Source organism: Acidithiobacillus sp. (assembly GCF_049965315.1).
Lineage (GTDB): Bacteria > Pseudomonadota > Gammaproteobacteria > Acidithiobacillales > Acidithiobacillaceae > Acidithiobacillus_B.
Genome location: NZ_JBMFWL010000001.1, coordinates 120992 through 142214 on the forward strand (window position 1 = coordinate 120992; position 21223 = coordinate 142214).

General features: G+C 64.5%; 23 protein-coding genes. 6 read left to right on the top strand and 17 right to left on the bottom strand.

Translation table 11 applies throughout. From position 1 onward, the window contains the following. Positions 1-51: 51 nt before the first annotated feature. The 3 genes from tatA (at position 52) to tatC (ending at position 1573) form a co-directional block, all read left to right on the top strand. Positions 52-267: a Sec-independent protein translocase subunit TatA gene (tatA, locus tag ACP5MM_RS00670; protein WP_427930560.1), complete on the top strand. Its 216-nt coding sequence runs from the start codon at positions 52-54 to the stop codon at positions 265-267. Positions 268-281: 14 nt separating this feature from the next. Next, the gene (gene tatB / locus ACP5MM_RS00675; RefSeq protein WP_427930561.1) at positions 282-650 is read left to right on the top strand and encodes a Sec-independent protein translocase protein TatB; all 369 of its coding nucleotides are present in this window, start codon (positions 282-284) and stop codon (positions 648-650) included. Between the two features lie 104 nt (positions 651-754). Continuing rightward, complete coding sequence (gene tatC / locus ACP5MM_RS00680; RefSeq protein ID WP_427930562.1) at positions 755-1573, top strand: twin-arginine translocase subunit TatC; 819 nt, start codon at positions 755-757, stop codon at positions 1571-1573. Positions 1574-1669: 96 nt separating this feature from the next. Here the strand turns inward: tatC and ACP5MM_RS00685 are convergent, their stop codons facing one another. The 17 genes from ACP5MM_RS00685 to pdhA form a co-directional block, all read right to left on the bottom strand. After that, positions 1670-2944, bottom strand: coding sequence for a dihydroorotase (locus ACP5MM_RS00685; RefSeq protein ID WP_427930563.1), 1275 nt, complete (start codon positions 2942-2944; stop codon positions 1670-1672). Beyond that, positions 2944-3933, bottom strand: a complete 990-nt coding sequence (locus tag ACP5MM_RS00690; protein WP_427930564.1) for an aspartate carbamoyltransferase catalytic subunit — start codon at positions 3931-3933, stop codon at positions 2944-2946. The genes ACP5MM_RS00685 and ACP5MM_RS00690 overlap by 1 nt, the downstream gene beginning before the upstream one ends. Continuing rightward, positions 3930-4442 (bottom strand): bifunctional pyr operon transcriptional regulator/uracil phosphoribosyltransferase PyrR, encoded by a 513-nt coding sequence (gene pyrR, locus ACP5MM_RS00695; RefSeq protein WP_427930565.1) that lies wholly within the window; start codon positions 4440-4442, stop codon positions 3930-3932. The genes ACP5MM_RS00690 and pyrR overlap by 4 nt, the downstream gene beginning before the upstream one ends. Beyond that, entirely contained in the window at positions 4442-4867 is a 426-nt protein-coding gene (ruvX, locus tag ACP5MM_RS00700; RefSeq protein ID WP_427930566.1) for a Holliday junction resolvase RuvX, read from the bottom strand. Before ruvX ends, pyrR begins: the two co-directional genes overlap by 1 nt. Further along, positions 4860-5417 carry a YqgE/AlgH family protein gene (locus ACP5MM_RS00705; protein WP_427930567.1) on the bottom strand — a complete coding sequence of 186 codons (558 nt, stop codon included), beginning with the start codon at positions 5415-5417 and terminating at the stop codon, positions 4860-4862. Before ACP5MM_RS00705 ends, ruvX begins: the two co-directional genes overlap by 8 nt. 163 nt (positions 5418-5580) lie before the next feature. Continuing rightward, the gene (locus tag ACP5MM_RS00710; protein ID WP_427930568.1) at positions 5581-6204 is read right to left on the bottom strand and encodes an energy transducer TonB; all 624 of its coding nucleotides are present in this window, start codon (positions 6202-6204) and stop codon (positions 5581-5583) included. 13 nt (positions 6205-6217) lie between these two features. Beyond that, complete coding sequence (gene gshB / locus ACP5MM_RS00715; protein ID WP_427930569.1) at positions 6218-7177, bottom strand: glutathione synthase; 960 nt, start codon at positions 7175-7177, stop codon at positions 6218-6220. Then, the gene (gene gshA, locus ACP5MM_RS00720; protein ID WP_427930570.1) at positions 7174-8469 is read right to left on the bottom strand and encodes a glutamate--cysteine ligase; all 1296 of its coding nucleotides are present in this window, start codon (positions 8467-8469) and stop codon (positions 7174-7176) included. Before gshA ends, gshB begins: the two co-directional genes overlap by 4 nt. A gap of 9 nt (positions 8470-8478) precedes the next feature. Further along, the gene (locus ACP5MM_RS00725) at positions 8479-9639 is read right to left on the bottom strand and encodes a citrate synthase (protein WP_427930571.1); all 1161 of its coding nucleotides are present in this window, start codon (positions 9637-9639) and stop codon (positions 8479-8481) included. Positions 9640-9777: 138 nt separating this feature from the next. Then, entirely contained in the window at positions 9778-10149 is a 372-nt protein-coding gene (gene erpA / locus ACP5MM_RS00730; RefSeq protein WP_427930572.1) for an iron-sulfur cluster insertion protein ErpA, read from the bottom strand. A gap of 138 nt (positions 10150-10287) precedes the next feature. After that, positions 10288-10869 (bottom strand): DUF3501 family protein, encoded by a 582-nt coding sequence (locus tag ACP5MM_RS00735; RefSeq protein ID WP_427930573.1) that lies wholly within the window; start codon positions 10867-10869, stop codon positions 10288-10290. After that, the gene (locus ACP5MM_RS00740) at positions 10850-12223 is read right to left on the bottom strand and encodes a heterodisulfide reductase-related iron-sulfur binding cluster (protein ID WP_427930574.1); all 1374 of its coding nucleotides are present in this window, start codon (positions 12221-12223) and stop codon (positions 10850-10852) included. Before ACP5MM_RS00740 ends, ACP5MM_RS00735 begins: the two co-directional genes overlap by 20 nt. Positions 12224-12298: 75 nt before the next feature. Further along, positions 12299-12715 carry a rubrerythrin family protein gene (locus tag ACP5MM_RS00745; RefSeq protein ID WP_427930575.1) on the bottom strand — a complete coding sequence of 139 codons (417 nt, stop codon included), beginning with the start codon at positions 12713-12715 and terminating at the stop codon, positions 12299-12301. Positions 12716-13073: 358 nt separating this feature from the next. Further along, positions 13074-13547, bottom strand: coding sequence for a phosphate-starvation-inducible PsiE family protein (locus tag ACP5MM_RS00750; RefSeq protein ID WP_427930576.1), 474 nt, complete (start codon positions 13545-13547; stop codon positions 13074-13076). After that, on the bottom strand, positions 13540-16512 hold the full coding sequence (locus ACP5MM_RS00755) for an FAD-dependent oxidoreductase (RefSeq protein WP_427933949.1): 2973 nt from the start codon (positions 16510-16512) through the stop codon (positions 13540-13542). The genes ACP5MM_RS00750 and ACP5MM_RS00755 overlap by 8 nt, the downstream gene beginning before the upstream one ends. 83 nt (positions 16513-16595) lie before the next feature. Further along, complete coding sequence (locus tag ACP5MM_RS00760; RefSeq protein WP_427930578.1) at positions 16596-17576, bottom strand: alpha-ketoacid dehydrogenase subunit beta; 981 nt, start codon at positions 17574-17576, stop codon at positions 16596-16598. Next, the gene (pdhA, locus tag ACP5MM_RS00765; RefSeq protein WP_427930579.1) at positions 17564-18550 is read right to left on the bottom strand and encodes a pyruvate dehydrogenase (acetyl-transferring) E1 component subunit alpha; all 987 of its coding nucleotides are present in this window, start codon (positions 18548-18550) and stop codon (positions 17564-17566) included. The genes ACP5MM_RS00760 and pdhA overlap by 13 nt, the downstream gene beginning before the upstream one ends. A gap of 428 nt (positions 18551-18978) precedes the next feature. On the opposite strand from pdhA, the gene ACP5MM_RS00770 reads away from it, so the two are divergent. The 3 genes from ACP5MM_RS00770 (at position 18979) to ACP5MM_RS00780 (ending at position 21136) form a co-directional block, all read left to right on the top strand. Then, positions 18979-19539 carry a DUF6792 domain-containing protein gene (locus ACP5MM_RS00770; protein WP_427933950.1) on the top strand — a complete coding sequence of 187 codons (561 nt, stop codon included), beginning with the start codon at positions 18979-18981 and terminating at the stop codon, positions 19537-19539. Between the two features lie 142 nt (positions 19540-19681). Further along, positions 19682-20398, top strand: a complete 717-nt coding sequence (locus ACP5MM_RS00775) for an ankyrin repeat domain-containing protein (RefSeq protein WP_427930581.1) — start codon at positions 19682-19684, stop codon at positions 20396-20398. Positions 20399-20731: 333 nt separating this feature from the next. After that, the gene (locus ACP5MM_RS00780; protein WP_427930582.1) at positions 20732-21136 is read left to right on the top strand and encodes a hypothetical protein; all 405 of its coding nucleotides are present in this window, start codon (positions 20732-20734) and stop codon (positions 21134-21136) included. The last annotated feature ends 87 nt before the right edge of the window (positions 21137-21223 follow it).

The following is a 21223-nucleotide window of genomic DNA, read 5'->3' on the forward strand; positions in this document are numbered from 1 at the left end:
GCCATCCCCTATGGTCCAATTGTTAACCCTTGCCGGGTAAGGAGATCGATCATGGGTGGATTGAGCATTTGGCATCTCGTCATTATTTTATTGATCGTGGTGGCGCTTTTCGGTACTACCAAGCTGCGCAACGTGGGTTCCGACCTGGGCTCCGCCATCAAGAGCTTTCGCTCGGCGGTGAAGGAGGAAGAGGAGAAAAAGGAGTCCTTGGGGCACACCATTGATGCGGAAGTCAAAAGCAGCGAGCATGAATCCGTCAAACGCTGATTAGTCCGGCGCTCATGTTTGATTTCAGCTTTGGCGAGCTCGTGGTCCTGGCGGTCATTGCCCTGCTGGTGGTCGGGCCCGATAAGATGCCGGAAATGGCGCGAACGGCAGGGCGTTGGTATGGGGTCCTGCGGCGCACCCTGACCGGCGTGCGCGCGGAAGTCGAGCAGCAGTTGCTGCTGGATGACCTGCGCCGCGAGGCCGACAAACTCCGTACCCTGGCCAACGAAGACCTGCTCGCCCCGCCCCCTGCGCCCCAGCCTCCCGAGGAAATCCCGCCGCCGCCGAGCGATGGCGGTGACAGCGCGGTGCCAGCCGCCCAGAGTGAGGGGGTAGTTGCGCCGCCGCTACCCACGCCGCCCGCCGAAGAGCGTCTTCATTGAACGAAGCCCGGTCCGCTTTGCGCCAGCAGGAACTGCCAAGGGCCGGATATCTAGGTTTACCGGACCATTTCATCGGATAAGCGTTTTCAGGGACGGCTGGCAACTTGGATAAACTTGCGGAAAACACCTTCATCGGTCACCTGCTGGAATTGCGCAGACGCGTGCTTTTTGCCGTACTGGCCGTCTTTATCGGGTTTTTACTGTCCTACCCGTTTTCCCGAAGCATTTACAATATCCTTGCCGCGCCCCTGATCCGGGTTCTGCCGGCCGGAAGCCACCTCATCTATACCAGCCTCCCCGAGGTCTTCCTGACCTATGTCAAGCTGTCCTTGTTATCGGGCTTTGTCCTGGCATTGCCCATCGTGCTTTACCAGTTTTGGGCCTTCATTGCGCCAGGACTCTATGAACACGAACGGCGGGCCTTTTTCCCGTTGATTTTCGCCTCGGTTTTCTTGTTTGTTGGCGGAATGCTCTTTGCCTATTTCCTGGTCTTTCCCGCCGCATTCAAGTTTTTCGTGAGCTTCTCCGGCGGCGACATTACCGCCATGCCCCAGGTCAGCAACTATCTCTCGCTGATCGTCAAATTTTCCCTGGCCTTCGGTCTGGCATTCCAGATCCCCATTCTCATCATCGTGTTGACACGCATCGGCGTCCTCCAGGTGGAAACGCTCCGCAACGGTCGCCGCTATGCCTTTCTGATCTGCGCCGTGGCCGCCGCGGTGCTCAGCCCGCCCGATGTGTTGTCGATGATCCTGCTGCTGATCCCCATGTACCTGCTTTTCGAGATTGGCCTCTTCTTTGCCGCCCGCCTGCCCCAATCCCCGGCCCGGGAGGCCGCGCCCGAAGAAGGTCCGGCGCGCACGGCGGAAGAAGAAATGGCGGATGCCGAGCGCAGTTTCCACACTCCCGAGGAAAAGGACTGACCGCTGCCGCCGAGGGGGGAACAGCCGGGATTCGGCAGCGACCGTTTCCCGGCCATCGGCAGGATCCGCTCCCGCCAATACCGCCATTCCGCCCCTTCAGGCCCGATACACCAGGTGCCCGTCCACCAGGGTATAGCGCACCTTGCCGCGCAATTCCCATTGCCCATAGGGTAGATTCTTCCCCCGTGACACCAGTTGCCGGGGATCCACCACAAAATATTGGTCGGCAGCAAAAATGCAGAGATCGGCGGGAGCCCCGGGCGCCAGGCTGGGCGTGGCCAAGCCGAGGACGCGGGCCGGCCCCGTCGTCAGCAGTCCGATGGCCGTCGCCAGATCCATCACGCCTTCGTCCACCAGGCGCAGGGTCAGGGGCAGGAGCAGCTCTACGGCGGCGATGCCAAAGGGCGCCTGGGCAAAGGTCTGACCCATCCGATCCACGCCCCAGGGACAGTGATCACTGCTGATGGCATCGATCTGGCCCTGGGCCAGCGCCTGGCGCAAGGCATCCCGCTCCCTGCCGGGGCGCAACGGCGGCAGGACCTTGGCGTGGGTGTTGAACAGGCCCACATCCTGCTCCGTCAGCAGCAAATGGTGAATGCTGACGTCCACCGTTGGCTGCTGGCCCCGCCGGCGGGCGGCCTGGACCGCATCCAGGGCCGCCATGGTGCTGAGGTGGCGCAGATGAACGGGGCAATCCACCAACTGCGCAATGGCCAGATCGCGCAGCACGCCCACCTGCTCGGCGATGGCCGTGCGCCCCGCCAGACCCAGACGCACGCTCAGGGCGCCCTCATGCATGACACCGTCGGCCGCCAGGAGGGCGTCTTCGCTGTGCAGCAGGACGGGCAAGGCAAAGTCGGCGGCATAGGCCAGGGCCAAGCGCAGCAACGCGCCATTGCCCACGGCGCGGCCGCCCTGGCTGAAGGCCACGGCGCCGGCCTCCTCCAGGGCGGCCATCTCGCTCAGGGCCTCGCCCGCCAATTGCCGGGTCAGGGCCCCGGTGGGATAGACCTTGGCCAGGCCCAGGGCGGCGGCCAGGTTGCGTTGCTGGTGGATCACCCCGGCCGTATCGGCGCAGGGGTCCGTAGCGGGGCTCAAGGCGACATGCACCACGCCACCGGCCACGGCGGCGCGCAGTTCCGAGGCCAGATCCCCATCCCGGCCGTGGCCCGGCGTATGGGCCTGGAGGGACATTTCCACCAGGCCCGGGCAGGCCACCAGCCCGCTGCCGTCCAGCACCTCCTCGGCCATGAAATCGGCAGGGATCTGCCCGCGGGCGAGGATCCGCCCACCGGCAATGGCAAGATCGGCGACGCCATCGAAGCCCGTCGCCGGATCGATGATGCGGGCACCGCGCAGCAATCGTCGCATCACTCCTCCTCCCCGCCCAGGGCCCCGGCCAGAAGGGTGAGCACCGCCATGCGCACGGCCAAGCCATGGGTCACCTGGGCAAGAATGACCGATTGCGGCCCATCGGCCAGTTCCGATGCAATCTCCACCCCCCGGTTGATGGGGCCGGGATGGAGCACGAGGGCGCCGGGGGCGGCCTTTTCCAGGCGCTGACTGGTGAGGCCGAAGCGTCGGTGGTATTCGTCGAGGCTGGGCAGGCGATGGGCCTCCATGCGTTCCCGCTGCAGGCGCAGGGCACAGACCACGTCCGCCCCGCGCAAGCCCGCATCCAGGTCATGGTAGACATGCACCCCCAGGGCACTGAGCTCCGCCGGCACCAGGGTACGCGGCCCTATGACCCGGATCTCCGGGCAACCGAGGATGGAGAGGGCATAGATCTGCGAGCGCGCCACCCGGGAATGCAGCACGTCGCCGACGATGGCCACCACCAGATTCTCCATGGGTCCGCGATAATGACGGATGGTAAAGACGTCCAGCAGGGCCTGGGTGGGATGGGCGTGCTGCCCATCCCCCGCATTGATGACCAAGGCCTCGCCGCCCACATGGCGCGCCACCTGATGGGCCGCTCCCGCCTCGGGATGGCGGATGACGAAACCATCCACATGCATGGCCCGCAGGTTGTCCACCGTATCGAGAAGAGACTCTCCCTTGCTCTGGCTGCTGGTGCTGACGGCAATGTTGAGGACATCCGCGGAGAGGCGTTTGGCGGCCAACTCGAAGGTGCTGCGGGTACGGGTACTGTTTTCGAAGAAAAGATTGACGATGGTCCGGCCCCGCAAGGTAGGGGTCTTCTTGATGACCCGCTGACCGATCTCCAGGAAGGACTCGGCGGTATCGAGGATGTGGAGGATCTCCCTGTCGCGCAGGCCCTCCATGCTGAGCAGATGGCGTAGCCGGCCGTCTGCGCCGTGCTGCGTGCCGGCATCCCCGAAATGCAGGGCCTTCCTCATGGGCGGCCCTCTATTTGCCGCAATTCCAGTCGCAACGGTTCCGGCCCGGTGAGCTTGATGGCCTCGCCGGGAACGGGGGTGAGCCGCAGGGCGGCCACATCGGGCTGGATGGGGAGTTCACGGCCGCCCCGGTCCACCAGCACCGCGAGGATGATCCGGGCCGGCCGCCCATAGTCGAAGATCTCGTTCATGGCCGCCCGGATCGTGCGCCCGGTATAGCAGACATCATCCACCAGGATGATCTGCCGGCCATCCACGTCAAAGGGGATATGGGAGGCCCGCACCTGCGGATGCAGGCCGATATGGCTGAAGTCGTCCCGGTAAAAGGAGATATCCACCTCCCCCAGGGGCAGATCCAGGCCCATGGCGGCGTGCAGACGCCGGGCGATCCAGGCGCCGCCGGTATAGATGCCGATCATGCCCGTTTCCGCTTCCCGGCACCACGGCGCCAGACTGCGCCTCATCGCGTCCAGCAAAGGCTCCACATCCCAGCCGGGCTTTGTGCTCATCAGGGTTCCCCCCCTTCGAGAAAGGTCGATAAAATTTCACAGGCGGCGGCCTGGTCCAGGACCCGCCTGCGCTTTTTCGCCGTCAAGTCGCAGTCCCGCAAGGCCAGGGCCGCCGCATGGCTGCTGAGCCGTTCGTCGACCCAGTGCAGGGGCAATCCATAGCGGCGCTGCAACTGCGCGCCGAAGCGGCGGACGACCGCCGCCATGGGGCCTTCGGAGCCATCCATGTGCAGGGGCAAACCCAGCACCAGACAGCTAGGCTTCCATTCTCCGACGATCCGGTCAAGGGCCATCCAGTCGGGGCCGCCGGGACCATTGTGCAACGTGGCCAGGCCCTGGGGCGCCAGGCCCATCTCCCCCAAAACCGCAATGCCGATGCGTCGGCGGCCAAAATCGAGACCGATGGCCGGCCCCCCTTCAGGCATGCCCGGCGGCCCCGCTGAGCAGACGCATATCGACCCCGATCAGGCGGGCGGCGGCCTGCCAGCGCTCCCCCGCCGCCAGATCGAAAATGACCACCGGGTCGGCCGGGCCATGTAGCCAGGCGTTGTCCTTGATCTCCACTTCCAGTTGTCCCGGTCCCCAGCCTGCGTAGCCCAGGGCGAGCAAAAATCGTTCCGGCCCCTCATGCTGGGCAATGGCCGCCAGCAAATCCGGCGAGGTGGTCAAGACCAGATCGGCGCTGACGGCGAGGCTGGACTGCCAGGCCCCGGCCGGGGTGTGCAGGATGAAACCGTTTTGCTCCTGGACCGGCCCGCCCCAGTACACCGCCTGATTGATCATCTCCTCCCCCGGCACGATATCCACCGCCCGCAAGGCATCCGCCAGGTTCAGGTCGAGCAGGCGATTGATCACGATGCCCATGGCGCCCTCTTCGGTATGCTCGCAGATCACGATGACGGTGCGATCAAAGAGGCCGTCGTGCAAACCCGGCATGGCGATGAGAAGATGGTTTTTGAGGGACTGAAAAGGCATGCGGCTCCAAGAATGATGGTCAAAACGATAGCGTTATTGAAGCATGTTTCCGCGCCGAGGGCCATGCGGGGCCAGAAGGCCATGGCGCGCAACCCCGTAGGAGCGGCCCATGGCCGCGACCCGTTGCGGCACCGGCCATGGCGGTGTGCCCTTTTCCGGAAAATCAGTCGAAGTTCCAGGTGCGCACGATGCGCAGGGTCGAGCCCTGGCGCCGCAACGCCGCCGGCAAGGGGGGATAGGGCGCCGCCGCAGCGATGATCCGGCGCACGGCGGCCACGAGGGGGGGATCGTCCTGTCCCTGGATGATTTCCACGCCCAGCAAGCGGCCGTCCCCGGCAATGGTCGCCGCCACGACAATGCGGCCTTTGGGCAACGCCTGATGGCCCTCGCCGAAGACATGATGGGCGGCGTAATCGAGGACCCGTTGCTGCCAGGTCCGGATGTACGCCGTATAGACATCCTTCCGGACCTCTGCGGAAGGCCGCGCGCGCTCTTCCCGCTGGGCCCCCGGACCATCCGGCGGCGAGATCATGAGCCGAATCCGGGTCGCTGGCGGGGCAGGCACCGCTTTGGGTGCCGCCGTCTGCGCAGATCTGACCAGTTCGATCTCCACCGTGGACAGCATGTCCGGCCGGGGGCGCGGCCCCTGCGCTATCCATGGCCACCAGCATAAGGCATTCAGCAACAACGACAGCAAAAGCCAGGGGAAAAGATCATCGAGATGGCGGCCGGATGCCCAGACGGCCTGCAGACGCCGGATTCCTTGCCAGGCGGCAAGCCGACGCATTGCCGCCGCCTCCTCAGTGGCCCCCGCGCCGCGCCTGCACGCCTCTTTCGAGGGCCTGCCACAGCAACTCCGCCGCATCGATGCCAAAAAACTGCCGGATCTCGCGGGCGCCCGTAGGACTGGTGACGTTGATTTCCGTCACCCATTCGCCGATGACATCCAGGCCCACAAAGAGCAGTCCATCCTCGCGCAAGCGGGGACCGATGGCGGCGCAGATCTCCCGATCCCGCTCTGTCAGCGGGGCGGGCACCCCCTGGGCGCCCGCCACCAGATTGCCGCGAAAGTCCTCCGCCGCCGGCACCCGCAACAACGCGCCCGCGACCGGTTCGCCGGCCACCATCAGGATGCGCTTGTCGCCCTCCCGAATGGCCGGCAAATAGCGCTGCGCCATGACGTAGTGCGCCCCTCGTCCGGTGACCGTCTCCAGGATGCTGCCCACATTGCAATCCTGCCCATGGAGATAAAACACCCCTTCGCCGCCCCGTGCCGACAGGGGCTTGACGACGATCTCTCCCTGTTCGGCGAGGAAGGCACGCAGATCGGCCAGGTCGCGGCTGACCAGCAAGGGCGGCAAAAATTGCGGAAAATGCAGGGCGTAGAGCTTTTCATTGGCATTGCGCAGGCTCACCGGATCGTTGACCACCCAGGTGCCGGCGTGCTCCAGGAGGTAACAGGCCGTGAGGTACTCCAGATCCACCGGCGGATCCTTGCGCATGAGGACCACATCCATCTCCGCCAGGGGCCGCTCTTCCACCGGCTCCAGGCGGTAGTGGTCGCCCGCCCTATCCTGCACCGTCACCGCCTGCAGGCGCCCCCAGGCGCGGCCATGGCGCAAAAACAGGTCCGGCAGGGTAAAGACATGGCAGCGGTGGCCGCGGGCCTGGGCCGCCAGCAGCATGGCAAAGGTCGTGTCCTTGGTCATCTTGATGCCGGCGATGGGGTCCATGAGGATGGCGGCCGTGAGCGCCGTCATGCGGCACCGCCCCGCCAGTCCATGGCCTCCCGCGCCGCCGCCACGAGGGCCAAGCGGGCGATGACGCCGTAGGCGTAATAGCGGTTGACCGGGGCGTCCGGCGGCGACTTCTGGCAGGGCACCACACAGGTCTCGCCAAAGGCCATGGGCTCAAAATGGGCGCCGGGGGCATTGAGATTTTCGTCGATCCCCCGATCCGTATGCACCCGGTAGAAGCCCCCCAGCACCTGCTGGCCGATCATGTATACCACCGGTTCGGCCACCGCGCCCTGGGCCGTGGTTTCGAAGGTGTATACGCCTTCCTGGATAAAGACATCGCTCACCGGCAAGCCCTCCTTGCTCTTGGCCATCCGCGTGCGTTCCTTGCGGTTGAGTTCGAAGAGTTCCGCCCCGGAATACACCGTCATGATGCCCATGCCATAGGTGCCGGCGTCGGCCTTGACGATGACAAAGGGGCGATGGGTGATCCCATAGCGGGCATAGCGTTCGGCAATGCCGGCAATGACCGCATCCACATTGCGCACCAGGCAGTCCTGCCCCTCGGAGCGCATGAAATCGATCCCCTGGCAGCGGCGGAAGAGCGGATCGATGAACCAGGGATCGGTGCCGATGACGGCGGCCAACTCCGCCGCCACCTGCTGGTAATGGGCGAAATGGGCCGACTTGCGACGGCTGCGCCAGCCCGCCGCCAGCGGGGGCAGGATGACTTGCTCCAGATCCATCAGGATCTCCGGCACGCCGCCGGAAAGATCGTTGTTGAGCAGGATCAGTTCCGGATCGAAGTCTGCCAGAGAAAGGCGTCTGCCGCTGCGCAGGAGGGGCTCCAGGACCAGGCTGTTGCCCGATGGCAAGTCCTGGATGACGGGCTCCGCCACCGCCAGGCTCCCCACCCGCACCTCCAGGCCCGAAAGGCTCAGAAGCTGCCGCAGGCGCGCCACGTTCTCCAGATAAAAGAGATTGCGCGTATGGTTCTCCGGAATCAGCAGCACCCGCGCCAGTCCCGGATGGTACTGGTTGAGATAATGCTGGATGGCGGCCACGTAGAGGGCCGAAAAATCGGGGTTGAGATTGTTGAAGCCCGCCGGAAAGAGGTTGGTATCCACCGGCGCCAGCTTGAAGCCGGCATTGCGCAGATCCACCGAGGCATAAAAGGGCGGCGGCGTGCGTTGCCATTGGCAGCGAAACCAGTGTTCGATGCGCGACTGCTCGGCCAGGAGATGGCGCTCCAGGTCCAGCAAGGGTTCCACCCGGTCCGTGGCCAGGGCAGGAATGTTTTGCAGAATCTCCGTCATGGGTGGTCCTCAGCCGCGCTCGGCCAGTGGCACATAGGCATTGCCGTGCCGGCCGACATAGACCTGGGTAGGCCGGAAAATGCGATTGTTGGCCAATTGCTCGCGCCAGTGCGCCAGCCAGCCTGCGGAGCGGGCCATGGCGAAAATGGGCGTGAAGAGGTCGTCCTTGATGCCCATTTCGTGATAGAGCACGCCCGAATAGAAATCCACATTGGCGTGGATCCCCTTGCGCGCCAGGCGCTCGCCCGCCGCCGACTCCACCGCCTGGGCGATCTCGAAGAGGCGGGTATGCTTGAGCCCGCTGCGCGCCGCCAGCCGCTCCATGAGTCCCTTGAGGATGCCGGCGCGGGGATCCCGGGTCTTGTAGACCCGATGGCCGAAGCCCCAGATCTTTTCCTTGCGCGCCAGCTTCTCGTCCAGGTAAGCGGGCACCCGCGCCACCGACCCGATCTCCGTCAGCATCTCCACCACTTTCTGATTGGCTCCCCCATGCAGGGGCCCCGCCAGGGCGCCGATGGCCCCGGCGATGACGTGATAGGGGTTGGTCAGGGTCGAACTGGATACCAGTACCGCAAAGGTGCTGGCATTGATGGTGTGCTCGGCATGGAGGATCAGGCAGATGTCGAGGATGCGCGCCAGTTCCGGGTCGGGCTCCTGACCGCTGAGCATATAGAGGAAATTGGCGGCGTGGCCCAGGTCCGGGTTGGGGGGGATGGGGTCATTGCCATAGCGCATCTGTTCCCACATGGCGACGATGGTGGGGATGCGAGCGATGATCCGCATGGCCATGGCATCCAGGTGCGGCACATTCTCCCGTTCCGCGTCGGAAAGCTCCTGTTGCGGATAAAACATGCCCAGGCTCGCCACCGCGCAGTGCAGCATATCCATGGGATGGCCGGTCACCGGCATATACTTCATCAGCTCGCGGATGTTGTACTTCACCCGGCGGTGGGCGCGCAGGCCGCCATCAAAACTGGCCAGGGCCGTAGCCTGGGGGAGTTCGCCGTCCAGCAGCAGCAAGGCCGTTTCCTCATAGCTGCTATGTTCGGCAAGCACCTCGATGGCATATCCCCGATATTCCAGGAGACCGGCGCTGCCGTCAATATGGGAAATGCCGGAGTGGGTTACCGGCACACCCTCCAGGCCCGGTGCGTAGGTCGCTTCGGCCATAATGCCTCCTTCTGCCTATTTGTTTTGATGATAACCCGCCCCAACGAGAAAAGGGAGGCCAAGCCTCCCTTCTTCCCTGCGCTTCCGACCCTGGATCGCTAGCCTGCGGCGCCCTTGATCGATCGCTTGCGGGCTGGATCAGGCCGAAAAGGACGACCCGCAGCCACAGGTGGTCGTGGCATTGGGATTTTTGATCACGAACTGGGCGCCTTCCAGACCTTCGCTGTAGTCGATCTCGGCACCCACCAGATACTGGTAGCTCATGGGATCCACCAGCAGCGTCACACCGTACTGCTCGACCTCGGTGTCACCCTCGTTGACGTTCTCGTCAAAGGTGAAGCCGTACTGGAAGCCGGAACAACCGCCGCCCGTCACAAAAACGCGCAGTTTGAGGTCATCACTGCCTTCCTCGGCGATGAGGGATTTGATCTTCTCCGCCGCATTGGTCGTCAGGGTCATGACGCTGGGGATGGATTCAACGGGGGACAGGGCTTCTGTTGCAGTGCTCATCTTATTCGCTCCATCGCGCCATGCGGCGCACAAGTCAGTGGATACCCGACAATTTTGCTCGCTTTACGGCTTCCCAGTCAAGACAAGGGACAAGCCCCAGCCCGCGGCCGGGCAACACCGGGGGTGCCGTCGAGGGGGTTACCCGAGATCGCCGGATAAGGACCGTCGTACCGCATCCGCCAGGGCCACCTCGCAACGATAGTCGGCATGGTCGATCCCCATCCGGACGGGCGCCCCCGCAGCCACGGCCCTTCGCTCTCCGGCCCGCAACTCGAAGCGAAGGAAATGCACCGTAGACGTTTTCTCGTCGGTAGCCCGGGGCAAATCCTCATCCGCAATGGCGAAGAGGCGTTCCCCATCACCCACCCGCACCCACACCCGGTCCTCAATGCCCACCAGTTCGCGGCAACGGCGCAGACGCTCTTCCCGGTTGGCATATTCGAGCATGAAGGTAGCCTTCCAATTGCTGCCGTCGGGGATGAGGGGATTGTAGACCGCCAGCTCCTCGTCGATGGCTGCCGCCGCAAAGATCTTTTCGGCGCGCAACATCTCCTGGACCTGATACTGGATGGTGAGGCGATCCTCGAAATACAGGCTTGCGTGGTCACCGATGGCAACCCGCCTGTCCTTTTTATGGGCCATGATCCGGGCGCGAAACCGGGGCCGCGCCTCGGCATAGGCCTCCAGGGTCATGAGGTCCCTACGATGCAACTTTTCCATGCTCACCCTCCTTCAGCCCATAGGCATGGCGCAGCAAGGTCCAGGGACTTTCCGGATCGGCAGCCCCTGCCCCCAGAAGTTCGCGGATTTGTTCCGCCGCGAGGGGGCAGTCGCTGCCCCAGTGCTGGGGTTCCGCTGCGGCGACTTGCTGGGCCACGGGCCGACCGATGCGGCATGCCGCCTCGTGAAACTCGGCCTTCACCGTATAGGTGCCATCGTGGCCCGAACAGCGCTCGACGACCTGTATCTCGCAGCCCGGCACCAAGGACAGGACCTCCCGCGCGCGTTGACCGATATTCTGCACTCGTTGGTGGCAGGCGGCATGATGCACCACCTTGCCCAAGGAGTTTTTGAAATCGGTCTTGAGCAGGCCCTCGCGGTGACGCTGGGAGAGGTACTCCATGGGATCGAAGATGCGCTCCCTGATCCGCTGCACGTCCTCATCGTCCGGGAAAAGCAAAGGCAACTCTTGCTTGAACATGAGCACGCAGGAAGGAACGGGGGCGACGATATCGTAGCCGGCATCCACCATCTTCAGCAGGGGCGGCACATTGGCGGCCTTGGCCCGCGCCACCGCCTCCAGGTCCCCCAGTTCGAGCTTGGGCATGCCGCAGCAGTGCTCCTCGGGCACGAGGCGCAGCTCGATGTCGTTGTGCGCGTAGACTGCCACCAGGTCGTCCAAAAGATCCGGAGCGTTACGATTGCCGTAGCAGGTGGCGAAGAGGGCCACCTTGCCGCGCGTGCGCTCGCCGGCGCGGGGCGGGACCGGAATCGCCGCTCGCTGCGCCAGACGTTGACGGGCCGTTTCGCTATGAAACTCCGGCAATGGCGCATCCTTGCTGATGCCAAAGCCGCGCTCCAGCGCGGCACGCACCTTGGGGCTGCGATTCAGGTGGTTTACGACGTCGACGAGCACCGGGATACCGGCGATGCGGCCGACGAGATCCGTAGAGGTGAGGACCCTGTCCCGCAGCGTGGCGCCATTTTCCCGGAAATTGACCGCTTTGGCACGCAGCATGAGATGGGGGAAATCGACATTCCACTCATGGGGCGGTACGTAGGGGCACTTGGTCATGAAGCAAAGGTCACAGAGATAGCACTGCTCCACCACCTTGGGATAGTCCGCTCTGGAAACGCTATCGGGCTCCATGGTGGGGGAGTTGTCGATGAGATCGAAAAGGGTGGGGAAGGACTGGCAAAGACTGACGCAACGGCGGCAGTTGTGACAAATCTCGAAAACCCGGTCCATCTCCTTCTCCAGCGCCCCGGCGTCGTAAAAATCGGGGGATCGCCAGTCGATGGGGTGACGGAAAGGGGCTTTGCCATTACGGGGGACGGACGGTTCCGATGCCATAAATGCTCCCTTGGGCAGCAAAGGAGGAAGCCGCGGTGCGGCTCCTCCGGGACAAGGAGATAAGGGTTAGCTCCCTTAGCCCAGTTCGTTCAAGGCCCTCTGGAAGCGATTGGCGTGGGAACGCTCGGCCTTGGCCAGGGTCTCGAACCAGTCGGCGATCTCGTCGAAGCCTTCCTCCCGGGCGGTCTTGGCCATGCCGGGGTACATATCGCTGTATTCGTATGTTTCGCCGGCAATGGAGCTTTTCAGGTTGGCTTGGGTGCCGCCGATGGGCTCGCCGGTGGCCGGATCGCCCACCGGCTCCAGATACTCCAGATGACCGAAGGCATGGCCGGTTTCCCCCTCGGCCGTGGAACGGAACACCGCGGAAACGTCGTTATAACCCTCCACATCCGCCTTGGAGGCGAAGTAGAGGTAACGGCGGTTGGCCATGGACTCGCCGTGAAAGGCTTCCTTGAGGTTTTCTGCAGTCTTACTGTTCTTGAGTTCCATTGAAATTTCCTCCATGGATACATGCCCAGTGCAAGATGACTATCTAATATAAGTCTAATATTAGATCTAGTAAGATTAGACACCATCTAAGGAGTTGTCAAGGGCGCACTCGCTCCGGTTTTTCACCGGATCTCCCCCGGATGGCCGCCGGCCAGGCTGACGAGCAAGGCCGAAAAGCTTCCGCCCGGGTGGATAGTTGGCCAAAATGGCAGCGGCGAGGAACGGGGAGATTTGCGGGTGTCTTTCGCTGCATCCGCTTGGCACGGCTGGCGGGAAAGCGCCGGGCGTGATCTCCGGAGCCCGCGAAGATGGCTTGGCGGGCATGACGGGATTGGGGGAAAGCGCCGCTGCGGCAGGCCTAGTCCATGTCCGCGCGCGTCGGCGCAAAATAGACGGCCGCCACCCGCGCCGCCACCAAGACCGCCAGCAGAACCGCAATGGCAAGGATCTCGGGGGGCTCCATGCGGTGAGCGTAGAGGCCGATGAAGATCTCCCGCAAGACGAAGACGATGGCCACTTCGGAGAGCACCCGCAGGCGAATGCGATGAAATTCCAGATAATCGGTGAAGGTGCGGAAGAGTTCGATGAGCACGAAGACCGAGAGCACATCGGTGACGAGGCTTTGCACCGCCGCCTCCTGACGCAGGGCCAGGGCCGTCGCCCAGACATCCAGGACCAGCCCCGCCACCGCGGCCAAAAGGGTAAGGAGCATGACGAAGATCAGCGCGATGACGATGAGATCCAGGATCTTGCCGTAAAAACGCAGGATCCGGCCGCGGGCCCCCGCCAAGAGGGCACCGGGGAGCAATTCGTCGTCCTGCCCCTCAGCCACTCTGCCCCGCCGCCCGCGCCGCACGCCGCAGCCGCGAAAGCAGGCGCCGCGCCATCTCCCCGAAGAGTTCCGTCTGGGTGGGGTGGGGATGGATGGCGGTGGCCACCTGCTCCAGGGTCAGACCGGCGCTGACCATCATCACCGCCTCGCCCACCAGAGTGTCGGCGTGATCCGCCAGGAAATGCACGCCGACGATGCGATGGCTGGCCTTGTCGGCAACCACCTTGATGAAACCGTCGGTCTCTCCCGTCATCATGGCCTTGGCGTCGATGCTCATGGGCGCCTTCACCTCCGCCGCATCCATGCCCGCCGCCTTGGCCTGCTCCACCGAGAGCCCCACAAAGGCGCACTGGGGCCGGGTGAAGGTCACCCCGCAATCCCTGGCGGCATCATAACGCGCCCCATGGCCAAGGAGATTGGCCGCCGCCACGCGCCCCTGCTGCCCAGCGGTATGGGCCAGCATGTAGCCGCCGATGACATCGCCCACGGCATAGATGTGGGGCAGATTGCTGCGGCAGCGCTCGTCCACGGCGATGACGCCGCGCTCTCCGAGGGCTACGCCCGCCGCCGCGAGATGGAGGGCGCTGGTGTCCGGGCGCTTGCCGGTGGCTACCAGGACGAGGTCGCAGTCGTACTGCTGGTCGCCGCCCGCGTCCTGATAATGCACCTGCATGGCGCCGCGCTGACCAGCCATGGACTGCACCCGCACCCCCGTCTGCACGGCTAGGCGCGGGCTGTTTTTGGCCAGGGCCTTCATGAGCTGGTCGGCCACTTCCGGCTCCATCTCCGCCACCGGGCGCGGCAGGGCCTCCAGCACCCGCACCTCGGCGCCAAAGTCATGGAACATCTGCGCCATCTCCATGCCGATGGCGCCGGCGCCGATGACGCACAAGCGCCGGGGCGGCTCCGGCAGTTCCCAGACCGTATCGGAGGTGACCGCCCCACCGGCGGTCAGGGCCTCCTGGACGCCCGGGATGGGGGGCACGAAGGCCGGCGCGCCGGTGGCGATGACGCAGGCGGCAAAGCTCAGGGTCCGGGCGTCCTTGCCGGTGATCTCCACGCTGTGGGGGCCGGTGAAGCGGGCAAGGCCTTCCAGGACCTGGACCTTCATGCCTTGGTCCGTCTTGAGGGCCATCTCGCCGCGGGTCTGGAGGATGCCGCGGCGATGCTTTTCCAATTGCGCCCAGTCCAGTTGCGGCGTTCCCATCTGAATGCCCATCTCCGCGTCATGGGCGCGATCGCGGATGCGGTCCGCCGCCGCCCGCCAGGCCTTGGAGGGGATGCAGCCGCGCCACAGGCACTCGCCGCCGGGGAAGGGGGCATTGTTGACCATGGCCACCTTGATCCCGTTCTCCGCCAGTTCGCGGGCGCAGTCTTCGCCGCCGGGACCGCCGCCGATGACCAGCACCTGCACGTCGTAATCCCCGGCGGGGATGGCGGGAGCGCCGCTGCCGCCCAGCCAGCTTTCGGGGTTTTCCATGACCTTTTTGAGCCGCGTCAAAAAGGCCGCGGCCTCGGCGCCGTTGACCACGCGATGATCGGCGGTGATGGTGATGGGCATGCCCTCGGGGCCGTTGGCGGCGATGGCGATGATGGCCGCGGTGCCCGGCGTGACGATGGCATCAAAGTGTTCGACGCCGTACATGCCCATATTGGAGATGGTAAAGGTCGGGTGGGCGTACTCATCGGGGCTGAGGCGCCGTTTGCGCGCCTTTTCCACGAGTTTGCTCCACTGCTCCTGCAGCCCCTCCACATCCTGTTGCTCGACCCCGCGCAGGACCGGAACCACCAGCCCGCCGTCGTCGGTGGTGGCGGCAATGCCGATGTCATGCCGACTCCGCTCGACAATGCGGTCGGTGGGCTGATAGGCGGCATTCACCAGGGGGTGCTGGCGCAAGGCCTCGGAGGCGGCCTTGGCAATGGCCACGGTCACGGAGACCTTGCGCGCCTTGGCCGCGCGCATGAGCGCCTCCGGCCGCACCTTCACGGTGACATGGAAGGTGGGCATGCTGAGGGATGCGGTCATGGCGTGGCTGATGGCCTTTTCGATGGCCGTCATGGGCCGGCCCTCGCCGGGCACCGACGGCTCTGCGCCACGTTGTTGCACCGGTGCGGCGGCGCCCGCCGCAGTACTGGCGGCCAGCACGTCGGCGGCAATGATGACTCCGGCGGGCCCGCTGCCGGCCACGGCATTGAGATCCACGCCCAGGGCCGGCGCCAGACTGCGGGCATAAGGGCTGGCGGCCCCCTGCTGCGGCCGCGCCGCCGGGACGCCGGCCATCGGGAAGGCCGGCGACACCGCACCCACCGGCTGGGCCGCCGGACTGGCGGAAGCCTGCGCTAGGGGCTGCCCGCCCGGGCGGGGGGCGCTATCCCGGCGTACCTGCTCGGGGCTTTCCACCAGCCAGGCGATGGGCTCGCCCACCGGGACCACGCTATCCAGGGCCACCAGCGGACCCGACAGGAAACCCTCGCGGAAAATCTCCACATCCATGATGGCCTTGTCCGTCTCGATGGTGGCCACCACGTCCCCGCGCGCGATCCGCTCGCCCGGCTGCTTTTCCCAGGAGACGAGGACGCCTTCCGTCATGGTATCGGTGAGCTGCGGCATTTTGATGGGGATACCGGCGGGCGCTGTCGCGGTAGGCGCAACCGGCGCTTCCGGCGCAGCGGCCGGCAGCGTGGGGCCGCCTTTCCCCGGTGCTACCGCTGCGGTCCCCGCTTCCTCCAGCAAATAGCCCATCGCTCCGCCCACGGGGATGACGCTGTCCACCGCCGCCAGGGGTTCTGCCAAATAGCCGGCGCGGAAGACCTCCACATCCATGATGGCCTTGTCCGTTTCGATGGTGGCGACCACATCGCCCCGCTCCACCCGATCGCCGGGCTGCTTTTCCCAGGAGACGAGGACCCCCTCGGTCATCGTGTCGGAAAGTTGGGGCATCTTGATGACGTAAGGTTCAGCCATGTTTCACCATTTTTGCGAAGACGGAGAAGGAGCCGGGACCGGCAATCCCGGTGGAATCGTCGGCCGGCCTTGCTGGACGCGCATTACTTGCCCAAGAGCTTCCGGACGGCAGCCACCACCTGGGCGGCATTGGGAATGGCCGCCTTTTCCAGCCGCCGGTTGTAGGGAATGGGGATATCCAGGGCATGGACCCGCAGGGGTGCCGCATCCAGATCGAAGAAGCATTCCTCGTTGAGGATGGCGATCACCTCGGAACCGACCCCCACCGGCGCCTCGTCCTCTTCCACCACGACGGCGCGATGGGTCTTGCGCACGCTGGCGGCGATACCGGCCCGGTCCATGGGCTTCAGGGCACGCAGGTCCACCACTTCGGCGTCGATAGCAAAATCCTTGGCCAGATAATCGGCAGCCTCCAGCGCCCAGCGCACGCTGATATTGTAGGCGAAGAGGGTCACATCCCGGCCCGGCCGCAGGACCTCCACCCCCTCCAGGGGGGTGAAGAATTCGGCGTCGGGCACCTCGCCCTTGAGGTTGTACATGCTCTCGTGCTCGATGATGACCACCGGATCGTCACAGCGCACGGCGCTCTTGAGCAGGCCGTAGGCATCGCGGGGCGTAGCCGGGGTAACCACCCGCAGACCGGCAATGCCCATGAAGACCTTCTCCATGCGCGCCGAGTGCTGCGCCCCCAGTTGATGGGCCGTGCCGCCGGGCACCCGCATCACGAAGGGACAACGAATGCGTCCGCCGGACATGAAATGGATCTTGGCGGCATTGTTCATGAGCTGATCCATGGCCAACCAGGAAAAGTTGACGCTCATGATCTCGACAATGGGCCGGCAGCCCAGCATGGCCGCCCCCACGCCGATACCGGTATAGCTGTTCTCGGAAATGGGGGTGTCGATCACCCGCTGGTCGCCATACTTGGCATACAAGCCCGTGGTCGCCTTGTAGGTGCCGCCCGCCACGCCGATGTCCTCCCCCATGGCAAAGACCAGGGGGTCCCGCGCCATCTCCTCGTCGTGGGCCCGCAGGATGGCCTGCCAATACATCATTTCTGCCATGGCGCACAGCCTCCTTCCACATATACATAACGTTCGATGTCTTCCAGTCGCGGTTCGGGGCTCTCGACGGCAAAACGCACGATCTCGTTTTCGATCTCCGCCTGGATGGCCTTGTCCATGGCCTGGAACTCGGCATCGGTGACGACGCCCTGCTCCACCAATCGCGCCTTGTAGATGCCGATGGGATCGCGCAGGGCCCACTCCTCCACCTCTTCCCGGGAACGATAGGCGCCGGAGTCGGACATGGAGTGGCCGCGCAGGCGGTAGGTCATGAGCTCCAGGAAGTACGGCTCGCGCTTTTCCCGCACGTGGCGCACCGCTGCCTCGGCGTGCTGCATCACCACGTCGATATCCTGCCCATCGCATTGGGCGGCCGCGATCTTGTAGGGCGCCACCCGCTTATATTGGTTGATCTCCACCGTCGCCCGCTCGATGGCCGTGCCGATGCCATAGAGATTGTTTTCACACACGAAGAGCACCGGCAGCTTCCACAGGCTGGCCATGTTCATGGTTTCGTGGAAGGTACCCTGATTGTTGGCGCCGTCGCCCAGGAAGCAGATGGCGATCTCCTCCCCGCCCTGGAGCTGGATGGCCTTGGCGAAGCCCGCCGCCAAGGGAAAGGGCCCGCCCACCAGGGCATAGCCGCCCATGAAATGCACATCCGGATCGAAGAGGTGCATGGACCCGCCGCGCCCTTTGGAGCAGCCCGTTTCTTTGCCAAAAAGCTCGGCCATCAGCGCCTTGGGGTCCATGCCCGACTTCAGGGCATGGATATGGTCACGATAGCCGGTGACGACATAATCGGAACCGGGACGGGCCATTTCCAGCACCCCGATGGCGCAAGCCTCCTCACCGGGATAGAGATGTAAAAACCCGCCGATCTGGCGTTCGTGATAGGCCTCCGCGCAACGCTCCTCGAAGCGACGGGCAAAGAGCATCTCACGCAACAGGCGCTTCTGGTCCGTGGCGTCCATGGTCCTCCCTGGGCAAAAGTTGGCCTGCATCCCTAGGGTGCAAACCTTTATGGTGGATGAAAAACCTGAGAATGATGGCGTCATGGCGCGCATGCGTCAAGGGGACGGCCAGCCTCCCGCACCATCGGCGCGGTGCAGGAAGAAAAGTTCCAGGTGCGATTAAAGAGGTTTTGCAGGTGCCCCCGGTCGAAACCGGCAAACTCCCGCGCTCCGTCTCGGGACAATTTTTGAAGAAGATTTGTGGCATTTTGGTTGCATAGAATAATATATATATTAATCAATGTGTTGTAAAAATAATTTGTGCAATTTAAAGGCCCATTCCGGGGCGGATTTTCATACTAAATGGCCAAAAAAGTAATCGGATGAGGAGCGAACATGCGGCATCCGCATGGCCCTTGGCGTGTTTCTGGGCAGGAGGCGCGCGATCTGTGTCCGCCATCGACTTCCACGACGAGGAATCAGGCTTCGACGCCATCCTCCTGCGCGGCCGCAAAAACGGCGAACATCTGCTGGCCTTCCGCGGGACGAATGAGACCGAGCGCAACGACTGGCTCAACAACCTGCAACAAGCCGCCGGGCATGTGGCCAAGCAGTACAAACAGGCGCGGGATCTCGCCCGAAAACTGCAAAACGCATTACCTCCCGGCAGTGTCATCCGCACCACGGGCCATTCCCTCGGCGGCGGCCTGGCAACGACGACCGCGTTGGCGTTCCACGCCCCCGCCGTCGTCTTCAATGCCGCGGCCTTGCAACCTACCGTGGCGCGGCAACTGGATCTCAACTACGCCGAGGCCCCTGCGCGGGTGACACACTATGTGATGGAGAAGGATCCGCTGACCTTCGTCCAGGACCACCCGGCGGCCTCGGCCGTGGCCTTGATCAGCGTTTTGGGCCCTCCGGCAAGAATGATGAATCTGGGTCAAGCAGCGATTGCGGCCCATCCGGAGCTGGCGGCCAGCGCCGCCGAACTGCTCGTCAAGGCCCCCTAGGTGCGCCCGGCACCAGGCAGGCGGGAGCATCTGCCTTCTCCCGACGGGTTGCATCTGAATCCCCTCTATTACCATGACATCCAAACCGTGATAGAAGCCCTCGCAAAGCGGGCCGACGCACTCCACTGTCAGAGATACTGATATGCTCAAACCCTTGACGATACCCGCCTGGTCTTGGCTCCTCATCCTCTTCGCCCTCCTGGCGGCGGCCTTTTTCCTCACCCGCGCCACCACCATCCCCCAGGATCAGCCCCAGCGGGACCTCGCCCTGCTCCACGCCGTGAAACACGATCATTTGGCCAAATTCAAGGCCCTGCTCGGCGCCGGCGCCAACCCCAATGCCCACATACCCGACCGGCATGGCGTCATGTGCGAGGCTACTGAACCCGGCCGGGAAGAGTTCCTGCGCACCGCCATCGCCCACGGCGGCAATGTGAGCCTCTACACCCACGTCTCCTCCATCTTCGCCACCCCCCTCAACTGCGCCATCAGCAACGAAAATCCCAAGGCCTTCCACATCCTCGTGGAACACGGCGCCGATCTCTCCCAGCCCGGCTGCCCGGAGTGCGGACCCAAAGTGAAAGCCTGGCCCTTGCAGACGGCGGCCAATTTGGGTGAGTTCGACATGGCCCTGGATCTCCTCCAGCGCCTGGAAAAACAAGGACCCTTGCCCCCAGACCAGGTGGATGCGGTCATCGATGCCATAGAGCGCGGCTACCTCGGCGAGGGCAGCCCCGCCGATCTCCAACGCCAGCGGGTCATCGCCTGGCTGCGTTCCAAGGGCTACCACATCGGCCCCGCCGCCAGCTACCACCGCGGCCCCGGCGACCCCGGTTACCAGTCGGAGAAGCAGCCATGAAACGTCTGCCCCTTGGCCCATCCCCCTCCTCTTTTTCGCCCGCCTGGGGACGCGCCCACGGCTGCCACCTCGGCCCCGCCGCCACCCACGCCGCCCCACCCTGTTGGCGCCAGAGCCTTGAACTCTGGGGCCGCCTGACCGCGCGCGGCTTGCGCTCGTCCTCTTGCTGCCCCTCATGGCAGTCGTCTACGGCCTTTTCGAAGCCTTCGCCCTCTTCGCCACATCCCAGGGTCCGGAAGCGGGCTACCCCTTGTCTTTGTACTTCGCCATTTTCTTTCTGCCCGGCTTGGGTTCGCTGCTGGCCTTGGGCCTGTTTTTGGGCACCCTCCTTCTATGGCGCAGCAAGGCCGCCTTTGCGCCCTTCGCCTGGCACGGCCAGTCCTGGCGCTGGGCGATGTGCCCATCACCGCGCCCTTGCCGTGGCGCCAGGCGATTCCTTTATGGTGGGGCCACACCTGGCGCTGGGCCCTTCTGGCCTCCCTGGCGCTGCTGCTCTTTTTACTGTCCAGCGGCATCGGACCCGACACGGGCCCTTATCCGATAGCCCCCATCCTCAGCCTGCTGACCATGGCCACCCCACCCTGGCGCAATATGGAGGCGGCCTTGCGTCTGTATGGGATGGCGTTTCCGCTGCTGGCCGCTTGCTCCTGGCTGGCGCTCTACGCCTTCCTGCGCTTGCCCCTGGGCCGTACGCGACTGGCGGTGCGCCAGGATACCGATATGCAGCCCCCGAGGTGATCATGAAAAGCTTTCTGCCCGTGCTGGCGATGAGCGCTCGCTACGCAGTATCGCCGTGTTACCAAACATTAAGGTTCTTTTATTGGA